This window comes from Colwellia maritima (assembly GCF_022669015.1).
GTDB classification, from domain to species: domain Bacteria; phylum Pseudomonadota; class Gammaproteobacteria; order Enterobacterales; family Alteromonadaceae; genus Colwellia; species Colwellia maritima.
Genome location: NZ_JAKKSL010000001.1, coordinates 1718068 through 1741295 on the forward strand (window position 1 = coordinate 1718068; position 23228 = coordinate 1741295).

Below are 23228 nucleotides of genomic sequence, written 5' to 3' on the forward strand. Positions count from 1 at the left end.
GATGTAGTATGCTTTTATAACATCATTAGATCATACGTTTGTTTAATGGAGCAAATTCTTAGTGCAATCAACAGTTCAACCTTCAACTCAATGGGAGATTAGCGCTTCACAAAAGTTAAGTTTCGATCCTCTCTTAGATTGCCTTGTGGTATTAACGGAACATTATGGTAATCCGTGTTCTGCTGATGCCCTCGCTGCCGGCTTACCTCTCACGGGTACCAATTTAACACCTGAACTTTTACCACAAGCTGCCTCTCGTGCCGGATTAAGCGCAAAATTAGTACGTAAAGGTTTAAATGAATTACCTTCAATGCTATTACCTTGCATCTTAATGCTTAAAGATAAAAAAGCACTTATATTGCAAGAACTTAATATAGAAGAAAACAAAGCGATTGTCTCGTTACCTGAAACTGGTGGTGAAGAGCGATTGACTATCGAAGAGCTAGAGTCGAATTTTGTTGGTTATTTGTTTTTAATAAAACAACAATATCGTGGCGATAGAAATTTTGATGTTCATATTGATAACAGCAAAGAACATTGGCTTTGGCAAAAAATTAAGGGTACTTCCGCAATTTATAGAGACGTAATCATTGCTTCGGTAATGGTTAATATTTTTGCTTTAGTTTCACCACTATTTGTTATGAATATTTATGACAAAGTTGTCCCTAACCTTGCTTTTGAATCACTTTGGGTGTTAGCTATCGGTGCGAGTATCGCTTACGTTTTTGATTTTATTTTAAAACAGCTGCGTGGCTATTTAATTGATGTAGCAGGCAAAAAAATAGATATTGAAGTGTCATCAAAATTATTTGCAAAAGTTATTGGTGTCCCACTTGAAAAACGCTCACCAAGCGTAGGCGGAATGGCTAAGCAACTGAGTGAATTTGATAATGTTAGAGAGTTTTTATCCTCGGCGACAATCAGTGCGCTTGTTGATTTACCTTTTGCGTTACTATTTATGTTTTGTATTTGGCTTGTCGCCGGTGATTTGGTGCTGTTTCCTATTATTGCCTCATTTTTGATTATTGGCTATACCTTATTAAATCAGTCAAAGTTACGTAAAGCTATTGAAGAAAGTAATAAATTTTCTAGTTTAAGACATGGGCACCTCATTGAATGCTTAAGTGCGTTGGAATCGATTAAAGCTAACGGAGCAGAGGGGGTTGTACAAAATGCATGGCAGCAAATGATCGGTCATACATCAACTTGGTTACTAAAATCGAAAATAATCACAAATAAAGTATTAAACTTTGCAAGTTTCATTGTACAAATATCTGTTGTAGCGGTTGTTGTTTTAGGTGTGTATAGAGTCTCTGATAATTTGATTTCAATGGGAGGTATTATTGCATCTGTGATGTTAACTGGCCGAGCTATATCACCCATTGCAAAACTGGCAGGGTTAATGACACGCTCCAATCAAACGATTAGTGCATTAAGACAACTTGATAAGTTAATGGAGCAAGAAGGTGAATTTGAAGATAAAGCACATTTAGTAAGTCGTAGAAAACTCTCAGGGAATATAAATGCAGAGGGAATTAGTTTTAAATACCCAAATTGTGAAACTACCTCATTGCAGCAAATGTCGGTGAACATTAAACAAGGCGAAAAAATAGCTATTGTTGGCCACAATGGATCGGGTAAAACTACCTTAGCCAAATTATTACTCGGGCTATATCAGCCCACGAAAGGGAATATTCAATTTGATGGCTTAAATTACCAACAAATACATCCAAGTGATCTCCGCAGAAATATTGGCTACTTACCACAAGACATAACGTTATTCCATGGAACTATTCGTGATAATATACTTTTTGGTACAAGGCAGGTAACTGAATACCAAATAATTCGAGCTGTTCAACTTTCTGGGGTCAATGTATTTACTGATAATAATACACAAGGCTTAGATCAACAGGTTGGTGAGAATGGTAGTTCATTATCCCGCGGTCAAAGACAATCCATCGTACTTGCACGAGCCATATTAAATTCGCCACAAATATTGTTATTAGATGAGCCGACAGCAAGTCTAGATGCCCGTGCAGAAAAGCAATTTGTAGAATCAATAAAAGCAACAGCAAAAGATAGAACCATGTTGTTAATTACTCATAAGATGGATTTACTTAAATTAGTTGATCGAATAATTGTTTTAGATAAGGGGAAATTAGTCATTGATGGTCCTAAAGATAAAGTATTAGAACAATTAAAGAATGGAAAACTTAATCAAGAGAAGCATTCATGAAGGTTAGTCAACAAGATTTAGAGATGGCTGATGATGTTTATGGGGCAATGCTCACCGAGGTGCCAAGTTTACATCGCTTAACTATTTGGTCGATGGCAGCATTACTGTTTTGCTTTCTTATTTGGTCTTATTTTTCTGCCCTTCAACAGGTAACTTCGGGCATGGGTAAAATAATACCTTCAACCCAAGTACAAATAATTCAAAGTTTAGATGGCGGGGTACTTGAGAAATTATTTATACAAGAAGGTATGCAGGTATTAAAAAATCAACCCATTGCGAGAATCGATGATACGCGTTTTCGTTCTGATTTTGCGGAACAAAAACAAGAAGTAGATAGTTTAAGAGCAAATGTTATTAGACTTCGAGCCGAATTGTCGAGTGTTTTAATTGGTAATAATGAACAGTGGAAAAGGCAAATAGAAATAACTAAAAAAGTACCTGTTTATCCGGAAGATCTTATCAAAAATGCGCCTTTAATGGTAGAAAGGCAACAAAATGAATACTCTGAGAGACTTGATAACTTAATTAATCAACTTGAAATTCAGGGTCAAAAAATACAGCAACGAGAGCAAGAAGTTGCTGAGTTAGCATCAAAAATAGATACTCTCAGTATTAGTTATCGTATTGCTACTAAAGAACTTGATTTAACAAGGCCACTTGCAGAAAAAAATATAGTTTCTAAAATTGAGTTATACAAATTAGAGCGTAGTGTTAACGAACTGAAAGGCGAATTAAGTGCTGTGCGGCTTTTAGCTCCAAAATTAAAGTCTGCTCAACAAGAATCGATTTTAAATCGTCGAGAGACCATTCTTGCTTATCGAGCTGAAACAAGAACTCAGCTTAATGAGTTACAAAATAAACTATCAAGAATTAATGAATCCCAAGTTGGTGCTCAAGATAAAGTAACAAAAGCATTAATATTATCGCCTGTTGTTGGTACTATTAAAACAATACATATTAATACCTTGGGCGGGGTAGTAAAACCCGGAGAAACGATTGTAGAAATAGTGCCTACTGAAGATAAATTGATGGTTGAAGCAAAAATAAAACCTCGCGATATAGGGTTTATTTATCCTGGATTGCCTGCAGTTGTAAAAATAACGGCTTATGACTTTGCTCGATACGGTGGCTTAACAGGCAAAGTGGAACATATAAGCGCAGATACCACTCAAGATGAAGAAGGTAATAGTTTTTACTTGATTAGAGTACGAACAGATGCTTCTAGTATTAAGAATAAAAAAGGCGAAGAAATGCCTATTATCCCCGGTATGTTAACTGAGGTTGACGTTATTACTGGAAAGCGTACAATTTTAGAATATATTTTGAACCCTATATTACGGGCCAAGGAAGCTGCACTAAGAGAGCGGTAACGTAAAACCAATAATGGTCAATAACGATAAATAACAACAAATAATACAAATATGGAATATTTATGAATAACGTTATGTTTAAATTGAATAGAAAAGTGTTGATAGGCGTTTTAAGTATATCAACATTGTATTCTCTGAACGTCAATGGACAAAGCTTAGAAGAAGCTGTTGCTACAGCACTAGATACCCATCCTGATATTCGTCAGTCATTTGCACGGTTTAAGGCAAAAGAAGAAGATGTAAATCGAGCTTTTGCCGGATATTTACCTACCATTGATTTAACCGGCGGCTATGGCTATGAATATACTGATACTCCAGGATATCGTCGCAGTGCGGTTGATGGTGATGATGGTAAAACTGAACTAGCGCGTGGTGAATTTGGCATCAGTATCAAGCAAATGCTTTTTGATGGCATGCTAACAAGTAATGAAGTTAAGAGAACAAAATTTGAAGCAAGCGCAGAACAATGGACACTCATTGCAAATGCTGAAGATCTCGCTCTACAAGTAAGTAAAGCCTATTTAAATTATTTAAAAACAGAGGCGCTTATTACACTGGCAGAAAAAAATATTGCCTCACACCAAGAGATTTATGATCAAATTAAAGAACGTACAGATTCTGGTTTAGGTAGTGTCGCTGACTTATCACAAGTGACAGGACGATTAGCTAGAGCTCAATCAAACATGATATCTGCACGTAATAATAGTTTAGATGCAAGAACACAATTTATTCGTTTAGTGAATTCGCAACCTAAAGAGCTTGTATTACCTGTACCTGATGCAGATATGTTACCTCAGGATAAAAATAGAGGGTTAGAATTAGCACTTGAACAACATCCCATTATCAAATCAGCTCAACAAGATATTAACGCTGCTCGTTCATTTAAAAGCTCAGTAAATGCCAGTAATTATCCAACATTATCCTTTGAAGTAGACGCTAACTCTGATAATGATCTTGCCGGTGAAAGTGGTATTAATCGTTTTGGAACTGATGTTGGTGGACATCGTAATGATGCTACTGTGATGCTACGTATGCGATATAATTTATTCTCTGGCGGTAAGGATGTTGCCAATAAGCGAAATGCTGCTTATAAAGTAACTGAGGCACAAGAAATTAATTATAGTGCACATCGTCAGGTTACTGAAAGTTATGGGCTAGCTTGGAATGCATTTGAAATGTTAGGCTTGCAAAAAAAATACATAAAACAACATATTATAACTGCAAAAGACACGCAAGAGGTTTACAAGCAGCAATTTGATATTGGACAACGAAGTCTGCTTGATTTACTCGATACTGAAAATGAACTGTTTCAAGCGCGTAAAGATTATTTAGATGCTGAATTTAATGAGTTGAGCGCAAGATACCGATTACTAAATGCCACAGGTCAACTGCTCGATTCATTAAGAGTTACCCGCTCAACCGCATGGCAAGGTGAACATTCATATGAGCAAGGAGCTTACAATGAATAATTTAATATTAATTAGAATGCTATCCAAAACAAAATATTTAGTTGCCATCGTTTTTGTAATGGTTATTTCGGCCTGTGCTGATACAACTATCGTTACCTTAGAAGAATCAGTGAAACAAACGAATGATTTAATAGATTATGATCGTGATGGTGTCGTTAAAGCACGTGAAAAATGTGATTTTACTGTTGAAGGAGCTGCCGTCGATAATTATGGATGTGGCAGTAAAACCGCCATAATAGAGCCATTTAAGATAGATATTAAATTTAGAAATAACTCTGCCGTTATTCCATCGAATGGCTATGCAGAGATAAAAAAATTGGCAGAGTTTTTAGAAAAGCATCCTGAACTTGATATTTTAATTGAAGGGCATACTAGTAAAATTGGCTCGGAAGCACTTAACCAAGCATTATCAGAAAATCGTGCAAAGGCCGTTGTGTTTGTTTTAGTTAATGACTTCAATATTGCGCGAGAAAGAGTGTCTTCTATTGGTTATGGTTTTACACGACTAGAAGAAGAGGGAGACACACCTGAAGCACATGCAGCCAACCGCCGTATTATAGGAAGATTATCACATACCGAAAATATGGATGTACTTAAATGGGACATTTATAGCGTAGATACAGTAAATTAATTATCAATGGGTAGTAAGAAACAAAGCGTCTTAGTTCCATGGTTTAAACCGAGATGGATAATTCTTAAATGGATAATGAAAAGACCTATTCAAATACTACTCATAAGTTTACTGTCTGTATCACTAATTTTTGCTCAATCAACATTACCTTTAAATAAAGAGCGAATAATCACATCGCTTGATAAAAGTTACGGTAAAAGAGCGGCTAAAAGAGGGGAGGCTTGGTTTAAGTTAATGCAACCCAAAGCTGAAAATACAGAAAGAGACTCGTTAGAGAGTGTTAATCAATTCTTCAATATGTTTAGATTTATTGATGATATTAAGCTTTGGGGAGTTAACAATTATTGGGCGACTCCCATCGAGTTTATTGGTGTTAATGGTGGAGATTGTGAAGATTATTCAATTGCCAAATATTTCACCTTATTAGAACTGGGTATACCGGATGAAAAAATGAGGATTACTATGGTTAAAGCAGTAACACTTAATCAATACCATATGGTTCTCGCTTACTATGATACCCCAAGTGCAATACCGTTAATTTTAGATAACCTTGATGGTCAAATCAAGCCGGCTAGTCAGCGCAACGACCTTATTCCGGTTTACAGCTTTAATGCGAGTCAATTGTGGTTAAATAAAGAAAAAGGACGGGGTATTCTTAGCGGAAAATCGTCACGACTTAAATTATGGCGAGATTTACGACAACGTATAACCACTTCGAAGCTTAAACAACCGAAATTCAAAATGGAGTTTTAAGATAATGACCTTATTTAGAGAGATAAACTCGCTACTGTTCGGCCTCTTTTTATTAGTAATGTCTAGCTTAGTTTATTTTCAATTTACTCAAACTCGTGATTTTATGAATCAACAGATGGAGTCTGACCTAAACAATACCATTACATCTTTGGGATTAATGCTTAAACCTCATATTGAATCTGGAGATATGGCAACGGCAGAGACCCTTGTTAATGTGATTTTTGAAGGTGGTTTCTATCGAAAAGTTACCCTTAAATGGTTGGCAGATGGCAAGGAACAAACCTGGGAAAATCCAATCGTTATTCATGGGGTACCTCAATGGTTTATTGATTTGAATTTATTCAAAACGCAAAAAAAAGAAAGTTTAATCACCTCTGGTTGGATGCAATTAGCAACGTTAGAGGTTGAAGGGCACCCTGCACTAGGTTACCGCGAATTATGGCGTGTAATGAATGATACTTTGATGATTTTGTCATTACTTTTCATTCTTTCTATTTTTACGTTAAGAATACGACTCAATCGAATACTAAGACCTTTGCACGATGTCGCTTTTCAAGCTAAACAAATTGCGCAACGTAAGTTTGGTAATGATATTGAATTACCTAAAACTACTGAGTTGAAAGATGTAGTGGGTGCAATTAACTCTATGTCTGGGCAGCTAAAGCAAATTTTCTCTACTTTGGACGATGAAGTGGATGATTTAAAAAAGGATAAACTTGTAGATCAGGTTTCAGGTTTACCTAATCGTCAGTATTTATCGGCACAAATTAATAATTGGTTAAATGAGCCGGGGTTAGGTGGTCTAATATTAGCTAAATTTGATTGGCTTGAAGATATCCATAGCAAGTATGGCTATCAAGGACGTGATGAAATAATCAAAGTTTTATCAAAAAGAATGCAGAAAGAGTTACCTGAAATATCTGAAAGTATTATCGCTCGCATTGCAAATACTGAATTTGCTTTTCTGTTAACTAAAGCCGAACATAATAAAATTGAGCAATATTTACAAACATTAATTAGACTAATTAATCAGGAGATAACAAAAGCAGGTTGTACACCAAATGAACGATTTGTACTTGGTGTAAGCGAGCGAATTGGACAAATGAAATCATCTGATCTATTGGCTCAATCAGATAACGCATTACAGCAAGCTCTTCGGGACAATAAAATAAGTCATTGGATAGATTCTGAACAACCTCAAAAATATAGCAGGGAGCAGTGGCGAATAAAACTTGAAGACTCGATAAAAAATAACCATTTTGCTTTTCAATGGCAGCCTATTAGAGGAATGAAGAATAAAGAGGTTATTCAGCGCGAGATATTCTGTCGGTTAAATGTCGATGATCAAATTGTTGCAGCAGCAGAGTTTATGCCTTTTATTGAGCTGTTATCATTAGGCGCTCAACTCGATAAATGCCTATTAAAGGCAATTGATAAGCAAAATATTTTAGCGTTAGCTGAAGAAGGCGTTGCGATTAATTTAACGCATGATAGCTTACAAGATGCTAACTTTATGCCTTGGTTATCAGGATTTCTTACTCGAACAACCTACCCTGAGCGGATATTATTTGAATTACCTGAGTCAGCAGTAATCACTTCTTTTGATAAATGCGATAAATTAGCCGATGTTATTAGAGCTGCCGGAGCTAAAATAGGTATTGATCAATGCGGTCGCCAATTGGGATCAATGGAGTATTTACAAAAGCTACAACCAAACTATATAAAACTAGACCAATCTTTCGCCTATTATGAAAAAACAAATCAAAATAAAGAATTATGTAGAGCACTACTCAATGTAGCTAAAGGGTTAAATATTGATGTTATCATTACAGGTATTGAAGATGAGGAGCAGCTAGCACATTTCAATTTATTGAAAGCAGATGGCTATCAAGGGTATATTTCGCCAATAGAAGACGTCTAATACCAGTTTTATTAATTAAGTGATCTATTTTATACGTAGAAAAAATTGTCAAATACAAGGCATTTATTTCAATAACGAGTTGTTCTAATTATTAGATAAATAACGAAGTAGTTGGTGTTTTGGCAAGTAGAAATGATCACATAGTTACTGAGATTGTTATTATTAAGCCGAGCTGAGGTTAGTGAAATTGGTATAACACCCTCTTTATTGAAGATGCCAACGACATTGGGTATATGTTTCTATTTTTATATTGAAGTTTGGAATAAGGTGGCTTTACGATAAAATTGATTAAGGTGTGGCTTAGTTGTTATTTGATGCTTATAAAAGTGTTTTCGTCGAAAATACTAATCTTTTTAATGTCTCTATCTAACGCCCCAACAGCAATTGTTAATCCCTGATTAGTTGTTAGTAATTCTTGATGATAACTTCTGAGTGATGGACAACGGTAATTTTTACACGTAAATGAACGTAGCTCTGTAGGAAGTGTGCACCCTTTTTTACCTTGAAATATACAAGCATTTTTATAATTTTTACGTGGAAAGTATTGGCTATACAAATGAGTGAGTTCATTAAGTGTCAGTGTTTTAGGTTGGTTATCTAAAAAGTGACTTAGTGAAATAATATCTTGAAAAGCATGGTTTTTTCCTAAACTACAGCATTCCCCTAAACAGGTAGCACAAGCTTTCCCTAATAGTTGTTGTTCTTCATCTTCTAATGGCTCATTCAATTCATGTTCATATAGTTTTGTTGAAGGGGGACGTTGTTCAATAATATCTAGGTAGAGCGTTTCTAAATGTAGCAAAAATTCATCTTTTTGTTTTTTTGACAGTGTTACTAGAGCACGAGTATTTATTGGTAATATAGCAATATTTGCGGCTTTTAGCTTAGGAGAGGGCGATAATGGACTTTTATCATCTAAGTTAACTGCTGAAAGAGGGGTTTTAAAAAATAGTCATGACATGCTTGAGTTACTTCTGAAGTGACCTCACTTAACATTTGTTTTTTAGCTACTACTATATCGTGCTGTGCCTTTGCCCTTTGACAGTTGGGTTTTTCACAAAATCGACTTCTTATAAAAGCAACGTAAGGCAGTTCATCATTACAATTTTGACAAGTGTATATCTGCATTGAAAACGCCCCTTTTTATTTGCATAACTTTATCATAGTGGATTATTTATATAAAAAGGCTAGGTATTAACAGCATGTATTTCATTCGAAAATAATCGAATACTGTTTTTGTTTCGATAGCTTACAAATACCATTATTCCTTGTTTATTAATCTGGATAAGTTGCTGTTCAGATAACAAAGCCTCACCACAAGGATGGAGTTTTTGTTCACCATTATCAGTATAAACAAAGGCAGGCAAATCCGTGATATGTGTATCTGCTTTCGAAGACATATTTTCAGTATTATGATATTGATTTATCAATATTTGGGCGCATATAAAGGCAGAGTTTCCCCATAACAATTGATCATGTTGGGGTATTTGGCTAAATTCCTCAAAGGAAAAAGTGTCAATTTCATCTTGCTTTTTACCGTAAGGCAAACGTAGTAATATTCGAGGATAACTAAGCGCTGTGCATTTCGCTTGAGGTGTTTGTCTAAATTGATGCCAAAGCGAACCAAGATCAGCATTGATTAAACTATTCGTTGCAGCTCCAATAAATTGGCATTTAAGTGTCTCTGCCAAGCTTGCTAAATAATTCAAAGTATTAATATCATCATTTGTGTCAGAAAATTGATAGTTTCCAATGAACACATCATAATATTCGCTATCAATGTTTTGTATATCTTTGGCTGATTTTTGTTATAAAGCTGTTATTACCACTTACCGCGTTTTTAAGTTCTTTTTTACTGGTATTGACAAGATAAAATAATTGACAGCTTTCATCATAATGAGCATTAAAAATAACATCTCTGATTGAACGCCAAGCTGATTCTAAGGCTTGAAACTCTTTTGAATGCAAGATGGATTTCATTAATTCTTCTATGGCAGTATCAATAAATTTCAGTACGTTTTTGTGTTCAGGTGCCACCTCTTTAATAATATGAGGAGTGAGTAGCGTAGCTAAAAATTGATTTAAACTGTCTACAGTATTTGATTTTGTTTTCGCTGCTGTCTGGGGGGCTAAGGGATCAGGTGGCGATTGTTTTTGTCCCAGTAAACGTTCAAACATATCATCTTTATTTTCAACTGTATCGTTTTCCGTCGTTACACTGGTTAAAATAGTGTGGCTGCTATCACCCTGTGTTTGGGATTGATCTACCCATTGGTAATTAGACAGTATTTCTTGCGTAGCTCGTTCAGCAGTGGAAGCGTTACTTAATTCTCGTTTTAAACGGCGTAAATTGTTAAAAATAGCATGTGCAAATAGGTTGTCAGGATGAAAGTCTTCAAGTTCATGGAAAGTGAGATTTTCTCCTGAGGGTAATTCGATTGAGGGGGATAACTTTACCATGACATCATCAAAGTTATCGATATTTATAGCGACAATTGAATGGGAACTTGTGTTTTCTTTTGCACTAGAAACCCCTGTAAAATCTCCTAAAAAGTATACTCTCATTGGTGTATCTTTATCATTAGGCACAGAGGTGGTTGTGTTAAATCCATATTCAAAATTGAGGCCGCCTGACATTGATATCTCCAAAATAAACTGAGTAAACGATTAATGAAGTTATTTCATTATAAAAACATAATTGGAACTGTATAACCATAAGTAGCCCCTACAATAGGAGCTATAGTACGCATTGCATTAGCACTCGCTTCGATAACTTTATTCGCTGCACTTAGCGCACTCATTGCTAATTGTTTCATTTTTACTAAAAATTGATCAATGATGTAATAAATAACACTTTTAGATTTATAATAGGCATCACTGGCTTTAGCTTTAGATGACTCCCAACCATTTTTAATAAATTTAGACATTGTTCTTAAAAGCATGATTATCCAAGATGAGAGTTCAGATATGCCTTTTTGAAGTACTTTAAATAATATATCAACAGCGGTATAGGTCGAAAAAATAGCAGCTCCAACACTTAAGCCTAACGCTGCCACACCATACGTAATAATATGTTGTAGTGCTCTAAACATCCATGCTCCAGATGCACTGATCATTGATTTACCTTGATCTATAATGCCTGACACTGGTTTAGGGGTTGTTATTAAGCCTTGCCATGAGTTATTACCGCATTCTGCACTGTATGAACTCATCATATGTTTAAAGGGGTTACAAACACTCATACCTGATCCAACTCTGATACCACCGTCATAATGGGATAAAGGAAAGGGACCTAGCATTGGTACCGGATCGGCTTCATGATAGACGCGATATGAATCAATATTTGTCAATTGTTTACCAGTACCGTAAAAAACTCTGGGTGAGCCAAAAGTATAAAGCTTGATATTAGCGTTACTATTTTGAGCATATTTATTGGCAATTAATGTGGCTAGAGCGCCACCTAAACTATGTCCTATACAATGTATTGTATTGTAATTTCCAAAGCATTCAGGTATTCTTGTACTTTTAGTTCAATACTTTGGAAGGTTTTAACAAAACCGGCTGCCGCGGTATTACTAAAACCAGTATTCATCGGAATGGCATCTAAATCAGTTAAAACATCAGCTAAGGAGTTTGTTCCTCGTGTGACGATGAAAGCTTCCTTGGCATCTTTGCTTTGGGTGCAGTAACCAAAACCAGAGCTTGCTTTATATTTAAAAAGACCTGAAGTACCAATTACTCGAGTATTGACATTATTTGTTGCCGCACTTCCACCGGTCAAGTCAACACCAAGATCACTTGCGGCTGCAATTGATTTATCTTTTAAAGCATAAACAGCATCAGCCAAAATTGCTGCTTGCTTTGGGGTAATGGATGTTTCATCTGCCATAGTCATATACTCCGTTTATAGTTTAAGTTCGCAAATTCCAACGTAATTTTTGTATTCATTTACTTTATGTGTTTCTTTTGGAGAATTTAAATTACAGAGTAGTTTCATTGGCTTTCCGTCAAGTTCCCCATTCGTGTCGTAATTCCCTTTTTGAAATCCCCAAGCTTGGTATTCATTCTTTTCTACCTGTATCTTAATAAACTGGATGATGGATGGATTATGGGGAAAAAATGCCCAAACAGAACTTTCATACTTGGCAGGAAGTGAAAATGAACCGTTTTCGTCTGTTTTAATTTCATCCGTAATATCTTTACTATCCCAAGTGTAAGTTCTTTTTATCGTCGCACCTTTAACAGGCTCACCATTGTGAATAACTGTGCCCTCTACAGCTGAAAAAACACAGATCTTTTTCCCAAAAAATGACATTGCATTTACCTCAGATTGGCATATAAACATGGCAACAATACATAGCACCATTGCCATGTGGCTTACGTGTACTTTGTTTTTTATACGCATAGAAAATAACCATAACAAATTAACAGTATAAATTTTTAATAACATAAATTAAAACCTAAACAGGGAGCCAATTTTCTATGTAGTCTAGAATAAATATTAGGATTTAAGCTTGTAAAATAACTTTTTCACACCATGTTTAAATTTAGTCATATTGGACGCATTGGCTGTTAAAAACTCACTTTTAGGTGCATCACTCGCATAACCTTTCATCATTTTTATGGTCCAACCGTATTCAGACTCTTCTTCTTTTGTTCTGAATTTCATTTCAAAATTAACACCGACCACATATTTTGATGCAAGTTTTTGAACCTCTCCAACTTTCGCAACAGAGGCCAATAATGAGGAACTTGCAATAGCACTAGCATCATTAGAAAGCACAGAGGTGAGGTTAAAGTGACCAATATAATTAGCTGCGCCGAAAAATACACATCCGACAAAAGCGGATGAAGCACAAATAACTTGAAAATCGCTCACAGACATTAGTTTGCGTTCTTTTACACATTCTCTACACAAGTCGGTTGCTTTACCGAAGGTAATCGCTTGAAATGTGCTGTAAGCAAAAGATGATACAGCTTCTACTATACTAGTAACAAAATCAAAAACTGAAGAAGCGCCCATAGTAAAAATTTGCAATAATAAACTGGTTAGCGTTTTTGCAAAGGTATAAGTTGTTTTTAATCCTGAACGAACCCCCTCTACTTGAACATACTTTCCAAAAGCATCTAGCGCTACTTTAGGAAAACCACCAAGAATACTTGGGCTTGCTTCTTTTAATGATTCCCAAGCTGTTCTATGGCCATGAGTCTCTATGACTCCAATAGCGCCATCAATCAGGCCTTTAACTGCAGCAAAACCAGGGACTAGATTTCCGATAAGTTCTTTGGATAAAATTATTTTTTTTATCCAAGCAACAACGGAACTCAACCCCAATTTAAGAACTTTAACTAACCTTTGAATATAAGGGTCGCTGTTGATTTTTGCTTCTACTTTAGACCATACTTTTGATAATAATGTCTGGATCGCGGAAAAGGCAATCTCGTCTCCACTTGTAGATGCACGTTCTTTAGCTGAAGTGCTCTCAGGTGAATCTGAAGCAAATGCCTGTGAATTTGCAATATTCACAGCTGACCCTACCGCTTGCCAAGCAAGGGCTTCCCAATCATAAGTTAAGGTAGAAAGTAATGTTATGCCTCGCTTCAATCCTTCTTGTTGAGCGTCTTGCAACATTTCTTTTTCTTTAGTGGTCAATATAATACTAGATGTTTTTGGGGGGATAAAACTAGCGTTTACTGCATGATTAGTGGTCATCTTCCTGTCCTTTTAAATATTATTTTTAATATGAATGAATTAAGAGCTGAATAATCAATTAATACAGAGGGATTAATTGATTATTCTATTAACTCATTACCTATTTATTAATGTGCCAATGTATAAATAAACTCACCGTCTTTAGCACTTACACTTACTTTGCTAATTGGCGAACCTTCTAACATATGCGTTAAGAATTTATTACTAATTTCAGGTAAAAGTGTATTGGTTAAAATAGAGTCGATCATTCGTCCACCACTCTCTAATTCAGTACAACGACTAACGACAAGATCAACAACAGCATCATCATAGTTAAACTCAATTCCTTGTCCTGTTTCAACCCGGTCTTTAATTCTATCGAGTTGAAGTGTTGTGATGGCTTTGATCATGTCATCAGACAGTGGATAATATGGAATTGTTACTATTCGTCCTAATAAAGCAGCAGGGAATACGCCTAATTGAGGCTCTCGTAATGCTTTAGCTATGCCATCAGGTTCTGGCATTAGCTCAGGATCTTTACACATATTCATGATTAAATCGCTGCCTACATTTGAGGTTAGCAGAATTAACGTATTTTTAAAGTCAATCATTCGACCTTCACCATCTTCCATCACACCTTTATCAAATACTTGGAAGAAAATTTCATGTACGTCTGAATGGGCTTTTTCAACTTCATCCAAAAGAACAACAGAATAAGGTTTGCGACGAACAGCTTCAGTTAAAATACCGCCTTCACCATAACCAACGTAACCTGGAGGAGCGCCTTTTAAGGTCGATACGGTATGTGCTTCTTGGAATTCACTCATGTTAATGGTAATAACATTTTGCTCTCCACCGTATAAGGACTCTGCTAACGCTAGCGCGGTTTCTGTTTTACCCGTACCAGAAGGACCACATAACATAAAGACACCAATGGGTTTATTCGGATTATCTAAGCCAAGACGTGAGGTTTGAATACGTTTTGCGATCATCTCCATACCATGATCTTGACCGATAACACGTTTTTTCATGATGCCGCCTAAATTAAGCACGGTGTTAATTTCATCATTAACCATTTTGCCAACAGGAACACCTGTCCAGTCAGCTACCACTGAGGCGACAGCTTGTTCGTCACAAGCAGGGAGGATTAAAGGTGATTCACCCTGTAGTTCTTTTAACTTATTATGTTGTTCATCAAGTTCTTTTTGGGCTTCTGAAATAGCTTGTGAATTATCAATAACTTCAATAGGTGTTCCGTCATCATTTAGCGCATTCTCGGCAACTTGTAATACGGATGCTTTTTGTTCGGTAAGCAAGTCACGCAATTTTCGTCTAGATGCTAAAACAGCATCAACTACTTCTTTTTCTTGTTGCCATTTTTCATTAAGTGCTTGCTCTTTATTTTTTTCAAATAAAAGACACTCGACGATATCGTCCATACGTTTTTGATTGACTACGCCAATAGCTGCTTCTTTTTCAAGAATATTTTGTTCAACCGTTAAATTTTCAATACGTTGTTTACAATCTTCTAATTCAGTCGGGGTGGCAAATTGACTAACCGCGACTCTTGCTGCTGCTGTATCGAGTAAACTAACCGCTTTATCAGGTAATTGACGCGCAGGAATATAACGATGAGAAAGTTTGACTGCAGCTTCAATGGCCTTATCAAGCATTTCAACATGATGATGTTTTTCAAGCATACCAAGAATATTACGTAGCATTAATATCGCTTTTTCTTCATCAGGCTCTTCCACTTTGACCACTTGGAAACGACGAGTCAATGCAGGATCTTTTTCAATATGTTTTTTATACTCTGCCCAGGTTGTTGCCCCAATAGTGCGTAATTCACCACGAGCTAATGTTTGGTTTTAATAAGTTAGCGGCATCACCTGTTCCTGCCGCGCCACCTGCACCAACCAAAGTATGAGTTTCATCTATAAACATGATAATAGGCGTTGGAGATGCTTTTACTTCTTCTATTACTTGTTTTAGGCGATTCTCAAACTCGCCTTTCATACTCGCACCGACTTGAAGCAAGCCAATATCTAAACAGAGTAGTTTTACATCTTTTAATGCCGGAGGAACATCGCCTTTATTTATGCGATGGGCAAAGCCTTCCACCACGGCAGTTTTACCAACACCCGCCTTCACCTGTTAGTATTGGGTTGTTTTGGCGGCGTCGCATCAAAATATCAATAAGCTGACGGATTTCTTCGTCTCGACCTATAATAGGATCTAATTCGCCGTTGGCTGCTTGTTCAGTTAGATTCGTGGTGAACTGGTTAAGAGCTTCTTGTTTTCCCATGGTGGCAGGCGACATAGCATCGGCCGTACCGGGTTCATGTCCACCAAGCGAAGAGCCATCGGTAGCTTGTGTATTATCTTCGCACGATCCCGATACTATTTCGTTAAAATCATCACCAAATTTTTCTACTTTGATTTTGGCAAATTCACCAGACATTGCTAATAAACTATTTTTTAAATCACGCGTTTTTAGCATACCTAAAATGATGTAACCCATGCGTACTTTTGAGTCACCGTAAACTAAACTGCCATATACCCAAGCACGCTCAATAGAGTCTTCTATTTTACTTGATAGATCAGATATAGAAGTAGCGCCACGCGGTAAAGCATCTAAAGCATTCGTCATGTCTTTAGCAAGGATTGATGGGTTTATGTCAAAGTGTTGAATTATTTTATGTAGATCGGAGTCCTGTAATTGCAGGATTTGTTGAAACCAATGTACAAGCTCTACATAAGGATTTCCGCGTAGTTTACAATAAACGGTTGCACTTTCAATTGCTTTATATGCAATAGGATTTAACTTTCCAAAAAGGTTAACTCGACTTATTTCAGCCATATTTTTACTCCCTAAATCATTTATTATTTAACATGCTTTTTTATAGGTTAAAATGGGATTCAACTGCGTTAAGTGGCTAAACTTATCTTGACTCCATGAATTTATACCAAGCTTTGCCGAGCCTAATTGGCAAGCTTTTGTTTGTTGTGGCTTTAATATAAAATTGATTGTAAATTCGTATTCTTGCCCAACACTCTTTTGGGTTAATTCAATTATTGTTTTTAATTGATGTTCGTTATTAAGTAGCCGGATATAGTCTTTATAATCGACGGGACCGACATTGATCGCAAAGTTAAAACTTCGTTGAAATGTTTTTGAACCAATAATACTATCAACACCCAATGTGGCATTAAGACAACCTAATTTTGTTTGCTCACTTTCTTGTAATTCGTACCAACACCCTTGATATTCGTCGATCGATACATCAAGTTTTAAATATTCAGATAATATTTGGCAAAGTGTTTTAGCGCTGCGATTTTTTTGACTATATAAGCCAACAAGGTATTGATGAATATTTTTATTTTGATTAAAACTATCTGGAACAGCTGAAGATTCACCAGAAATTGCCCCAAGTCGTTTTTTAAAGTTATCTTGCTCAGATCTATCATGACTGACCGTTGGTTCTGCATCCGCCCATGCGCGATAGAATAAAGAAATAAAACGATGATTAAATATATCTAGAAATTCGGTAAATGTAGTATCTTTGAGTCGATAATTTCTTTCAATAGCATATTCAGTTAAGTGAGAAGGTAATGGACCATTGATACCTAACATGCCCCAATAACTATTTTTTAATTTATAATCCCCAGTGGTACTATTTAACTTAACGTTGGTAAAAGCAGATGAATGAAAATGCAATAAAGGCGTTTGTCCAAAACGAACAAAATCTTGCTTGGGTGAAATTGAATAGCCAATACGAGATGCTAATGGCGCATTAGCATCAAGATACCTTAAAAGCGGAGCAAACCCTTGTTGGTAGAGCTCGTCAGGATTTTTTGATAAATCTTCTAAATAGCGCTTCGCAAGCCGATTCGAATTGGCCATCGATATATTTCTCCGCGATCTGATGAGATCAAAATAAGTTGTGTAAATGAATTGATGCTGACATATTGGGCGAAAAATTGATCTAATATCATGCCTAACATGAAAACACTATTACCTTCGTAAGCCAGTTCATCTACTGTTAATTCTATTGCAATACCTCTGCCAAAACATATTGGACCAAAGCAAAAGGTAGACGGTCGGTTATTTGATGTGTTTTTAAGTCGATAATCCCGTCAATCTGTTTACTTTGAGCATGATCTTTTTTATTCATCATTAACCCAAGCAATGTTTTTAGTTTCGATAGGGCAGAGGTTGATTCGTCATCATTTATGCCCAAAAAATTAATTGATAATTGGTTGATCAGATCCCATGCCACATTTCCTTCTGATAGTGGCGATGTAGGTCTTGTTGGCTCACCTACACAACGCACAGATTCACATGGTGCACCGGTTTCAATGGTAAAATCAGTTTTACTTTTACCTAAAGGCATCATTAACGGTAAATCTCGATTACAGCATAATGTATCAATAGATAATTGGCGTAAACTATTCGCATAAGGTGCATTTTTTGGATCAACTTGACGAAAGGTAAACTTCGGTGCCTATATAGGCCGGAACGATGCCCGAATTTACGCTGATTTACGTTTAAATTACGTGTATCTCTACTCGTCGTATAAAAAGCATTCTGGTGAGCACTATTGGCTTCATCACCACCATATAAAGGTAAGAATTCAGTGGTAGCATCAAGGTTCGAGCTAAAGCCTTTTATGTTGTTTATAGAACAAACTTCAAAATCAAGTGGTCTTAATTTATCGGGTACAACATGAAAATCATTGTTCAAACGAGAAACATTTATACGCTCGGCACGTTTAGGAAATAGATTTATGGCAGGTGAACAATGAAGCGCAAAATTGTCTGCCGAGATTAGGTTTTCAAGTCGCGTATCATTATGATCAAGCATCAGTAATAATTGAATTTTTTCTTCATGGCACTGTTTTAATGTGCTTTGTAAGTTATTTAAAGATAAAAATAAATAACGTTTAGAAAAGGCAAAATATTCTTTGATTAAGCGAAAACCATCAAATTGACGATTACAATAGGGTGTTAATGCCTCTTCTTTACTAAAGCCATGAGCGGTTATATTTGTTTGAGCTTCTTGTTTACGCCATTTCATGCTACTGCTTTTATAAAGGCAGCCTTGGTAGCCTTTAAACAGGGCTTCAAATAAGTATAATGGAAAAGATTCAGTACCACGGATATGTAACATCAGTGAATCTAGCGCTATCTCTGAAAATTTAATCCCAGGGGCTGTCTCAAGGGTTAGCATGATTGCTGTTTTTGGAGTAAAGCCTAATGATGTATTGGTTGTATAGGTGGAAAGTTCTTGAGCATTGATAAATTCGGCCTTCGATAGCTTGATTGGCCAAAGGGTGATGTCATGTGAAGTTCTGTATTCACATGCAGTTTGTTCACCCTTTCCTAAAAGGCTATGTAAAGCTGTTTGCCTTGGTATTTTCACACCTTCCACTAAGCTGCCTTCATCAAAATCTGGGTTGAATTGTGCTATTAACATGGATGGTGTTGGCTGTAAAAAACTTGGAAACAATTGTTCCATTAAATGTTGAGTAAATTTGGGAAATGAGGCGTCTAATTTCAAATGAATACGAGCTGAAAGAAAAGCAAATCCTTCTAGAAGCCTTTCAACATAAGGATCTGAACAATCAAAACCATCTAAGCCAATTCGGCCGCCAATTTTGGGGTACTCTTTGGCAAATTCAGCTCCGGTTTCCCGAATGAATTTTAATTCTTGATTATAAAAGTCTAAGAATTTTGCATCCATTATCTATTTAATTCCAATTATTGAGTTTGACACTACCATTTTCAATATCCACTTCAGTTTTTAGGAATAATTGTAAAGGTAAAGGTTGAGCCCATAAATCACCGGAAATTTCAAAGGATAAAGTATTACTGTTCATTTCTTTGTCATCGACTGTTATTTTTATTTTAAGCGATTTGGGGATAATACGAGGCTCGTAATGTTTTATGCATTTTACAAGCTCTCTTTCAATATATTTGGGGCTATAGACAATGCTACTATCCCCGGAAAGATCGATAATGCCATAATTTAAGGTTGACTTCGCAACTTCAGGATATTCGCTCAAGTCCATATTGGCTGATGCAGCAACACTATTAAGTAGCCATGCTAAGTCACGTTGTACCAAGGACTTTAATCTTGAAACAGAAATAACTCGTTTATCTCGTGATTCATTTTTTTTGTTGGGCTCATCATCAGATAACCGATCTAGTAAAGAAAGTTGTAAGCGCTCTTTTTGAGAAAGTTCAGGCATCAGACATGGTTAAATTTGATTGAGTCTATATCGAGTATAGGGTATTCATTTTGGTCTGTTACCAACACACGTTGACCGTTACCGATATAAAAGTTTTCATTGGGCTCTTGCCAGTCACATGTTCTTGCTAATAGCTGTAAGTCAGTTGTATTAGCATTGACGGGATAACGAACAGGAATGAAAGCAATAAGCTGTCCTTTATTTTTCAGGGTTAAATTTGCAGGTCGCCACACTAAGTCACGTAAATCTTCTACGGGTTCAAAGTTTATTTCAGCAACATATTCTAATGGCAACCAATAATATCCCCCATTAAGCATAACTTCGATAGAAGGACCAAAACGGACATCGCCATCACTTAACCATTCAAAAGGTACGCCATTTACTGAGCCTGAAATAGCAGGTGCTAATTCTGCTCCTTCTTGTAATAGTTGATTTGCCTCTTTAATATTATTTAAACTGTATTGTTGGTAAGCTTTTACATAATAAACTAGCCAATTTGAAGGCTCGCCAAAACAAATAGGTTCTTTTTCACCCGATAAGACTATTTCGCGTTTTTGTTCGCATTCAATTAACTGTTGGTAAGTATTGACCATAGCTAACGTTGAATCAGATAAATCTTTTAAAACGTCTAGTTGAGTTTTTGCACGGGACCAATCTCGGTTGATACAAGATAGTTGAAATAAGAAAATGCGTAATTCGACGTTGCTTGGATCTTTTTTTATCTCATTAAATAACTGCGTTTTACAGTCAGCTAAATTACCTTCTTTTAATAGGCTTGCAGCATCCATTATTATACTTCTTGTTATTTATGGTATTGGTAACTAAATGGAGTAAAAAGTCACCCATCAAATAAAAATACTGAATGGGTGACTTGTTTATTTACTTAGTCGCGTTTTTAGCAATGTTCCATTCAAAATCAATTGCCGGTTCATCTGCGCCTTTTTCAGTTTGAGGTTTGTAGTGTGTTGCCACTTCTGCAAAATTCAAAGTGATATTTTCAGTTAATCTATCTTCACCACCTGAACCACCTGTTGAAACAGAAGTTACCATAACTTTTTTCATATCAATTTTTATGTATTCTAGAGGATCTTTGCCACCGGCCTTGCGAACGATCAAAGTTGCTTCAGCAATATGTTCACCCGTAGCAACTTTACCCATAAGGGTCATAGATGCTTTATCTACATATTTAGTTATACTGATATCTTGAAAGTTGGCTTTACCTGAACCACCACCACCACCTGCGTGGAAGGTACCACTTTGTGACATTCCCCAAGACCATGCTAGTACGTCAATTTCTTTTCCATGGGTATTATCTTGTGCTTCACCCTCTATGTCAGTTAATTTTAAGAACATATCAACAGCCATCGGTATTCTCCTTTATATTACATATAAGTTAAGTTAAATTTATCGCCAACATTATTTCTCTGAAGGAAGTTTAGACACCAAACGTAATGATGCAGTTAAACCTTCTAGTTGATAATGTGGTCTTAGGAAGAATTTAGCGCTGTAATATCCAGGGCTTCCTTCTACTTCTTCTACTACTACTTCTGCGGCGGCCAAAGGTTTTCTTGCTTTGGTCTCTTCTGTTGACGTTGCAGGAGCGCCATCAACATAATTATTTACCCGACTCTGTAACCAACGTTCCATTTCGTCACGTTCCTTGAATGAGCCTACTTTGTCACGCACTATACATTTTAGATAATGTGCAAAACGACAGGTTGCAAATAGGTAGGGTAATCTAGCGGCTAATGCTGCGTTTGCTGTGGCATCTGGATCATCATACTCAGCCGGTTTTTGTAATGATTGAGCACCAATGAAAGCGGCCATATCACTATTTTTACGATGTATAAGAGGCATCATGCCACATGCGGATAATTCGGCTTCTCGGCGATCACTAATAGCAACTTCAGTAGGACATTTCATGTCGACGCCGCCATCATCACTTGGAAATGTATGAACTGGCAAACCTTGTACATCGCCGCCAGATTCAATACCGCGAATTCGAGAACACCAACCATATTCTTTAAATGAACGATTAATATTAACCGCCATAGAGTAAGCCGCGTTGGTCCAGGCATATTTAGATGAATCGGGACCTGTAACATCTTCTTCAAAGTCAAATGCTTCTACAGGATCAGTTTTATCACCGTAAGGTAAGCGAGAAAGAACTCTAGGCATGGTCAAAGAAATATATTTAGCATCTTCTGTTTCACGTAATGATCTAAAAGACGCGAAATCAGGTGTTGAAAATACTTTAGTTAAATCACGAGGATTGCTAAGTTCACTCCAGTTATCCAGTTGAAGTAATCCTGGGGATGCGGCTGTAATAAATGGGGAGTGTGACGCGGCACAAACTTTCGACATATTTGTCAATAAATTTACATCGGCAGGGCTATTATCAAAATAGTAATCACCGACAATTGCTCCAAAGGGTTCCCCCCCAAATTGTCCATACTCTTCTTCATAGAATTTTTTGAAAATAGGGCTTTGATCCCAAGCAGTACCTGCAAATTTTTTCAGGTTTTTTCCTAATTCTTTTTTAGAGATATTAAAAACACGAACTTTTAAATATTCATCAGTTTCTGTATTGTTTACAAGATAATGTAAACCACGCCACGTACCTTCAAGCTTTTGATAATCTTCATGATGCAATATTTCATTTACTTGAGAAGTCAACTTTTTATCAATTTCAGCGATGATGGCTTCAATTGAATGAACAGTATCATCTGAAATAATATTTGCATCTTCCAGTGCGTAGCCTGCTAAAGTATGAACTGCATTTTCTACTTCACTTTTTGCATGATCTGATTTTGGTTTGAATTCTTTTTGAAGTAGGGAGGCAAAGCTATTGCTATCTAAATCTTCCCAAGCTGTTTCTTGTTGACTTGCTTCTTGTTCAGCCATT

At 36.3% G+C, this 23228-nt stretch carries 21 protein-coding genes and 2 pseudogenes; 6 read left to right on the forward strand and 17 right to left on the reverse strand.

Annotation, left to right across the window (positions count from 1 at the left end; all coding sequences use genetic code 11):
- The first annotated feature begins 61 nt into the window (after positions 1-61).
- The 6 genes from L3081_RS08435 to L3081_RS08460 all read left to right on the forward strand — a co-directional run bounded on the left by L3081_RS08435 (position 62) and on the right by L3081_RS08460 (position 8380).
- The gene (locus L3081_RS08435) at positions 62-2236 is read left to right on the forward strand and encodes a type I secretion system permease/ATPase (RefSeq protein WP_242284860.1); all 2175 of its coding nucleotides are present in this window, start codon (positions 62-64) and stop codon (positions 2234-2236) included.
- Positions 2233-3606 (forward strand): HlyD family type I secretion periplasmic adaptor subunit, encoded by a 1374-nt coding sequence (locus L3081_RS08440; protein WP_242284862.1) that lies wholly within the window; start codon positions 2233-2235, stop codon positions 3604-3606. The genes L3081_RS08435 and L3081_RS08440 overlap by 4 nt, the downstream gene beginning before the upstream one ends.
- Positions 3607-3668: 62 nt before the next feature.
- Positions 3669-5075, forward strand: coding sequence for a TolC family outer membrane protein (locus tag L3081_RS08445; protein ID WP_242284864.1), 1407 nt, complete (start codon positions 3669-3671; stop codon positions 5073-5075).
- Positions 5068-5706 carry an OmpA family protein gene (locus L3081_RS08450; RefSeq protein ID WP_242284866.1) on the forward strand — a complete coding sequence of 213 codons (639 nt, stop codon included), beginning with the start codon at positions 5068-5070 and terminating at the stop codon, positions 5704-5706. The genes L3081_RS08445 and L3081_RS08450 overlap by 8 nt, the downstream gene beginning before the upstream one ends.
- 75 nt (positions 5707-5781) lie before the next feature.
- Positions 5782-6459 carry a transglutaminase-like cysteine peptidase gene (locus L3081_RS08455; protein ID WP_242284868.1) on the forward strand — a complete coding sequence of 226 codons (678 nt, stop codon included), beginning with the start codon at positions 5782-5784 and terminating at the stop codon, positions 6457-6459.
- Positions 6460-6463: 4 nt separating this feature from the next.
- Positions 6464-8380, forward strand: coding sequence for a bifunctional diguanylate cyclase/phosphodiesterase (locus L3081_RS08460; RefSeq protein WP_242284870.1), 1917 nt, complete (start codon positions 6464-6466; stop codon positions 8378-8380).
- 307 nt (positions 8381-8687) lie between these two features.
- On the opposite strand, the gene L3081_RS08465 is transcribed toward L3081_RS08460, so the two are convergent.
- From L3081_RS08465 to tssC, 17 genes and pseudogenes are all read right to left on the reverse strand, one after another.
- On the reverse strand, positions 8688-9182 hold the full coding sequence (locus L3081_RS08465; protein ID WP_242284872.1) for a hypothetical protein: 495 nt from the start codon (positions 9180-9182) through the stop codon (positions 8688-8690).
- 385 nt (positions 9183-9567) lie between these two features.
- Complete coding sequence (locus L3081_RS26640) at positions 9568-10140, reverse strand: type VI secretion system contractile sheath domain-containing protein (protein WP_338027190.1); 573 nt, start codon at positions 10138-10140, stop codon at positions 9568-9570.
- 16 nt (positions 10141-10156) lie between these two features.
- On the reverse strand, positions 10157-11017 hold the full coding sequence (locus L3081_RS26645) for a type VI secretion system contractile sheath small subunit (RefSeq protein WP_274620378.1): 861 nt from the start codon (positions 11015-11017) through the stop codon (positions 10157-10159).
- A 47-nt stretch (positions 11018-11064) separates the two neighbouring features.
- The gene (locus tag L3081_RS08475; protein ID WP_338027191.1) at positions 11065-11730 is read right to left on the reverse strand and encodes a hypothetical protein; all 666 of its coding nucleotides are present in this window, start codon (positions 11728-11730) and stop codon (positions 11065-11067) included.
- Positions 11731-11895, reverse strand: a pseudogene (locus L3081_RS28995) (lipase family protein); the annotation flags it as partial.
- Positions 11853-12269 carry an alpha/beta hydrolase family protein gene (locus L3081_RS08480; protein WP_242284873.1) on the reverse strand — a complete coding sequence of 139 codons (417 nt, stop codon included), beginning with the start codon at positions 12267-12269 and terminating at the stop codon, positions 11853-11855. The gene L3081_RS08480 and the pseudogene L3081_RS28995, both read right to left, overlap by 43 nt.
- Before the next feature lie 15 nt (positions 12270-12284).
- Positions 12285-12830: a transthyretin-like family protein gene (locus tag L3081_RS08485; protein ID WP_242284881.1), complete on the reverse strand. Its 546-nt coding sequence runs from the start codon at positions 12828-12830 to the stop codon at positions 12285-12287.
- A gap of 51 nt (positions 12831-12881) precedes the next feature.
- Complete coding sequence (locus L3081_RS08490; protein WP_242284882.1) at positions 12882-14093, reverse strand: phage tail family protein; 1212 nt, start codon at positions 14091-14093, stop codon at positions 12882-12884.
- Between the two features lie 107 nt (positions 14094-14200).
- A pseudogene (gene tssH / locus L3081_RS29345) lies at positions 14201-16932 on the reverse strand (type VI secretion system ATPase TssH).
- 27 nt (positions 16933-16959) lie between these two features.
- The gene (gene tssG, locus L3081_RS08510; protein ID WP_242284891.1) at positions 16960-17976 is read right to left on the reverse strand and encodes a type VI secretion system baseplate subunit TssG; all 1017 of its coding nucleotides are present in this window, start codon (positions 17974-17976) and stop codon (positions 16960-16962) included.
- Complete coding sequence (locus tag L3081_RS26650; protein ID WP_338027280.1) at positions 17940-18149, reverse strand: type VI secretion system baseplate subunit TssF; 210 nt, start codon at positions 18147-18149, stop codon at positions 17940-17942. Before L3081_RS26650 ends, tssG begins: the two co-directional genes overlap by 37 nt.
- On the reverse strand, positions 18122-18505 hold the full coding sequence (locus L3081_RS26655) for a type VI secretion system baseplate subunit TssF (protein ID WP_338027282.1): 384 nt from the start codon (positions 18503-18505) through the stop codon (positions 18122-18124). The genes L3081_RS26650 and L3081_RS26655 overlap by 28 nt, the downstream gene beginning before the upstream one ends.
- Complete coding sequence (gene tssF, locus L3081_RS08515; RefSeq protein WP_274620379.1) at positions 18469-19815, reverse strand: type VI secretion system baseplate subunit TssF; 1347 nt, start codon at positions 19813-19815, stop codon at positions 18469-18471. The genes L3081_RS26655 and tssF overlap by 37 nt, the downstream gene beginning before the upstream one ends.
- A gap of 7 nt (positions 19816-19822) precedes the next feature.
- Positions 19823-20323 carry a type VI secretion system baseplate subunit TssE gene (gene tssE, locus L3081_RS08520; RefSeq protein WP_242284892.1) on the reverse strand — a complete coding sequence of 167 codons (501 nt, stop codon included), beginning with the start codon at positions 20321-20323 and terminating at the stop codon, positions 19823-19825.
- Entirely contained in the window at positions 20323-21111 is a 789-nt protein-coding gene (locus L3081_RS08525; protein ID WP_242284894.1) for a type VI secretion system accessory protein TagJ, read from the reverse strand. Before L3081_RS08525 ends, tssE begins: the two co-directional genes overlap by 1 nt.
- 91 nt (positions 21112-21202) lie before the next feature.
- On the reverse strand, positions 21203-21688 hold the full coding sequence (locus L3081_RS08530) for an Hcp family type VI secretion system effector (RefSeq protein ID WP_242284896.1): 486 nt from the start codon (positions 21686-21688) through the stop codon (positions 21203-21205).
- A gap of 51 nt (positions 21689-21739) precedes the next feature.
- On the reverse strand, positions 21740-23227 hold the full coding sequence (gene tssC, locus L3081_RS08535) for a type VI secretion system contractile sheath large subunit (RefSeq protein WP_242284898.1): 1488 nt from the start codon (positions 23225-23227) through the stop codon (positions 21740-21742).
- Position 23228: the final 1 nt, after the last annotated feature.

What these genes read in the sequence shown, in the direction of transcription:
- tssG (WP_242284891.1), bottom strand. Translation starts at nt 17,976, where the DNA reads ATGGCCAATTCGAATCGGCTTGCGAAGCGCTATTTAGAAGATTTATCA.
- L3081_RS08450 (WP_242284866.1), top strand. Translation starts at nt 5,068, where the DNA reads ATGAATAATTTAATATTAATTAGAATGCTATCCAAAACAAAATATTTA.
- tssC (WP_242284898.1), bottom strand. Translation starts at nt 23,227, where the DNA reads ATGGCTGAACAAGAAGCAAGTCAACAAGAAACAGCTTGGGAAGATTTA.
- L3081_RS08490 (WP_242284882.1), bottom strand. Translation starts at nt 14,093, where the DNA reads ATGACCACTAATCATGCAGTAAACGCTAGTTTTATCCCCCCAAAAACA.
- L3081_RS08480 (WP_242284873.1), bottom strand. Translation starts at nt 12,269, where the DNA reads ATGGCAGATGAAACATCCATTACCCCAAAGCAAGCAGCAATTTTGGCT.
- L3081_RS08455 (WP_242284868.1), top strand. Translation starts at nt 5,782, where the DNA reads ATGAAAAGACCTATTCAAATACTACTCATAAGTTTACTGTCTGTATCA.
- L3081_RS08445 (WP_242284864.1), top strand. Translation starts at nt 3,669, where the DNA reads ATGAATAACGTTATGTTTAAATTGAATAGAAAAGTGTTGATAGGCGTT.
- L3081_RS08525 (WP_242284894.1), bottom strand. Translation starts at nt 21,111, where the DNA reads ATGGATGCTGCAAGCCTATTAAAAGAAGGTAATTTAGCTGACTGTAAA.
- L3081_RS08530 (WP_242284896.1), bottom strand. Translation starts at nt 21,688, where the DNA reads ATGGCTGTTGATATGTTCTTAAAATTAACTGACATAGAGGGTGAAGCA.
- L3081_RS08460 (WP_242284870.1), top strand. Translation starts at nt 6,464, where the DNA reads ATGACCTTATTTAGAGAGATAAACTCGCTACTGTTCGGCCTCTTTTTA.
- L3081_RS08440 (WP_242284862.1), top strand. Translation starts at nt 2,233, where the DNA reads ATGAAGGTTAGTCAACAAGATTTAGAGATGGCTGATGATGTTTATGGG.
- tssF (WP_274620379.1), bottom strand. Translation starts at nt 19,815, where the DNA reads ATGGATGCAAAATTCTTAGACTTTTATAATCAAGAATTAAAATTCATT.
- L3081_RS26645 (WP_274620378.1), bottom strand. Translation starts at nt 11,017, where the DNA reads ATGTCAGGCGGCCTCAATTTTGAATATGGATTTAACACAACCACCTCT.
- L3081_RS08485 (WP_242284881.1), bottom strand. Translation starts at nt 12,830, where the DNA reads ATGTTATTAAAAATTTATACTGTTAATTTGTTATGGTTATTTTCTATG.
- tssE (WP_242284892.1), bottom strand. Translation starts at nt 20,323, where the DNA reads ATGCCTGAACTTTCTCAAAAAGAGCGCTTACAACTTTCTTTACTAGAT.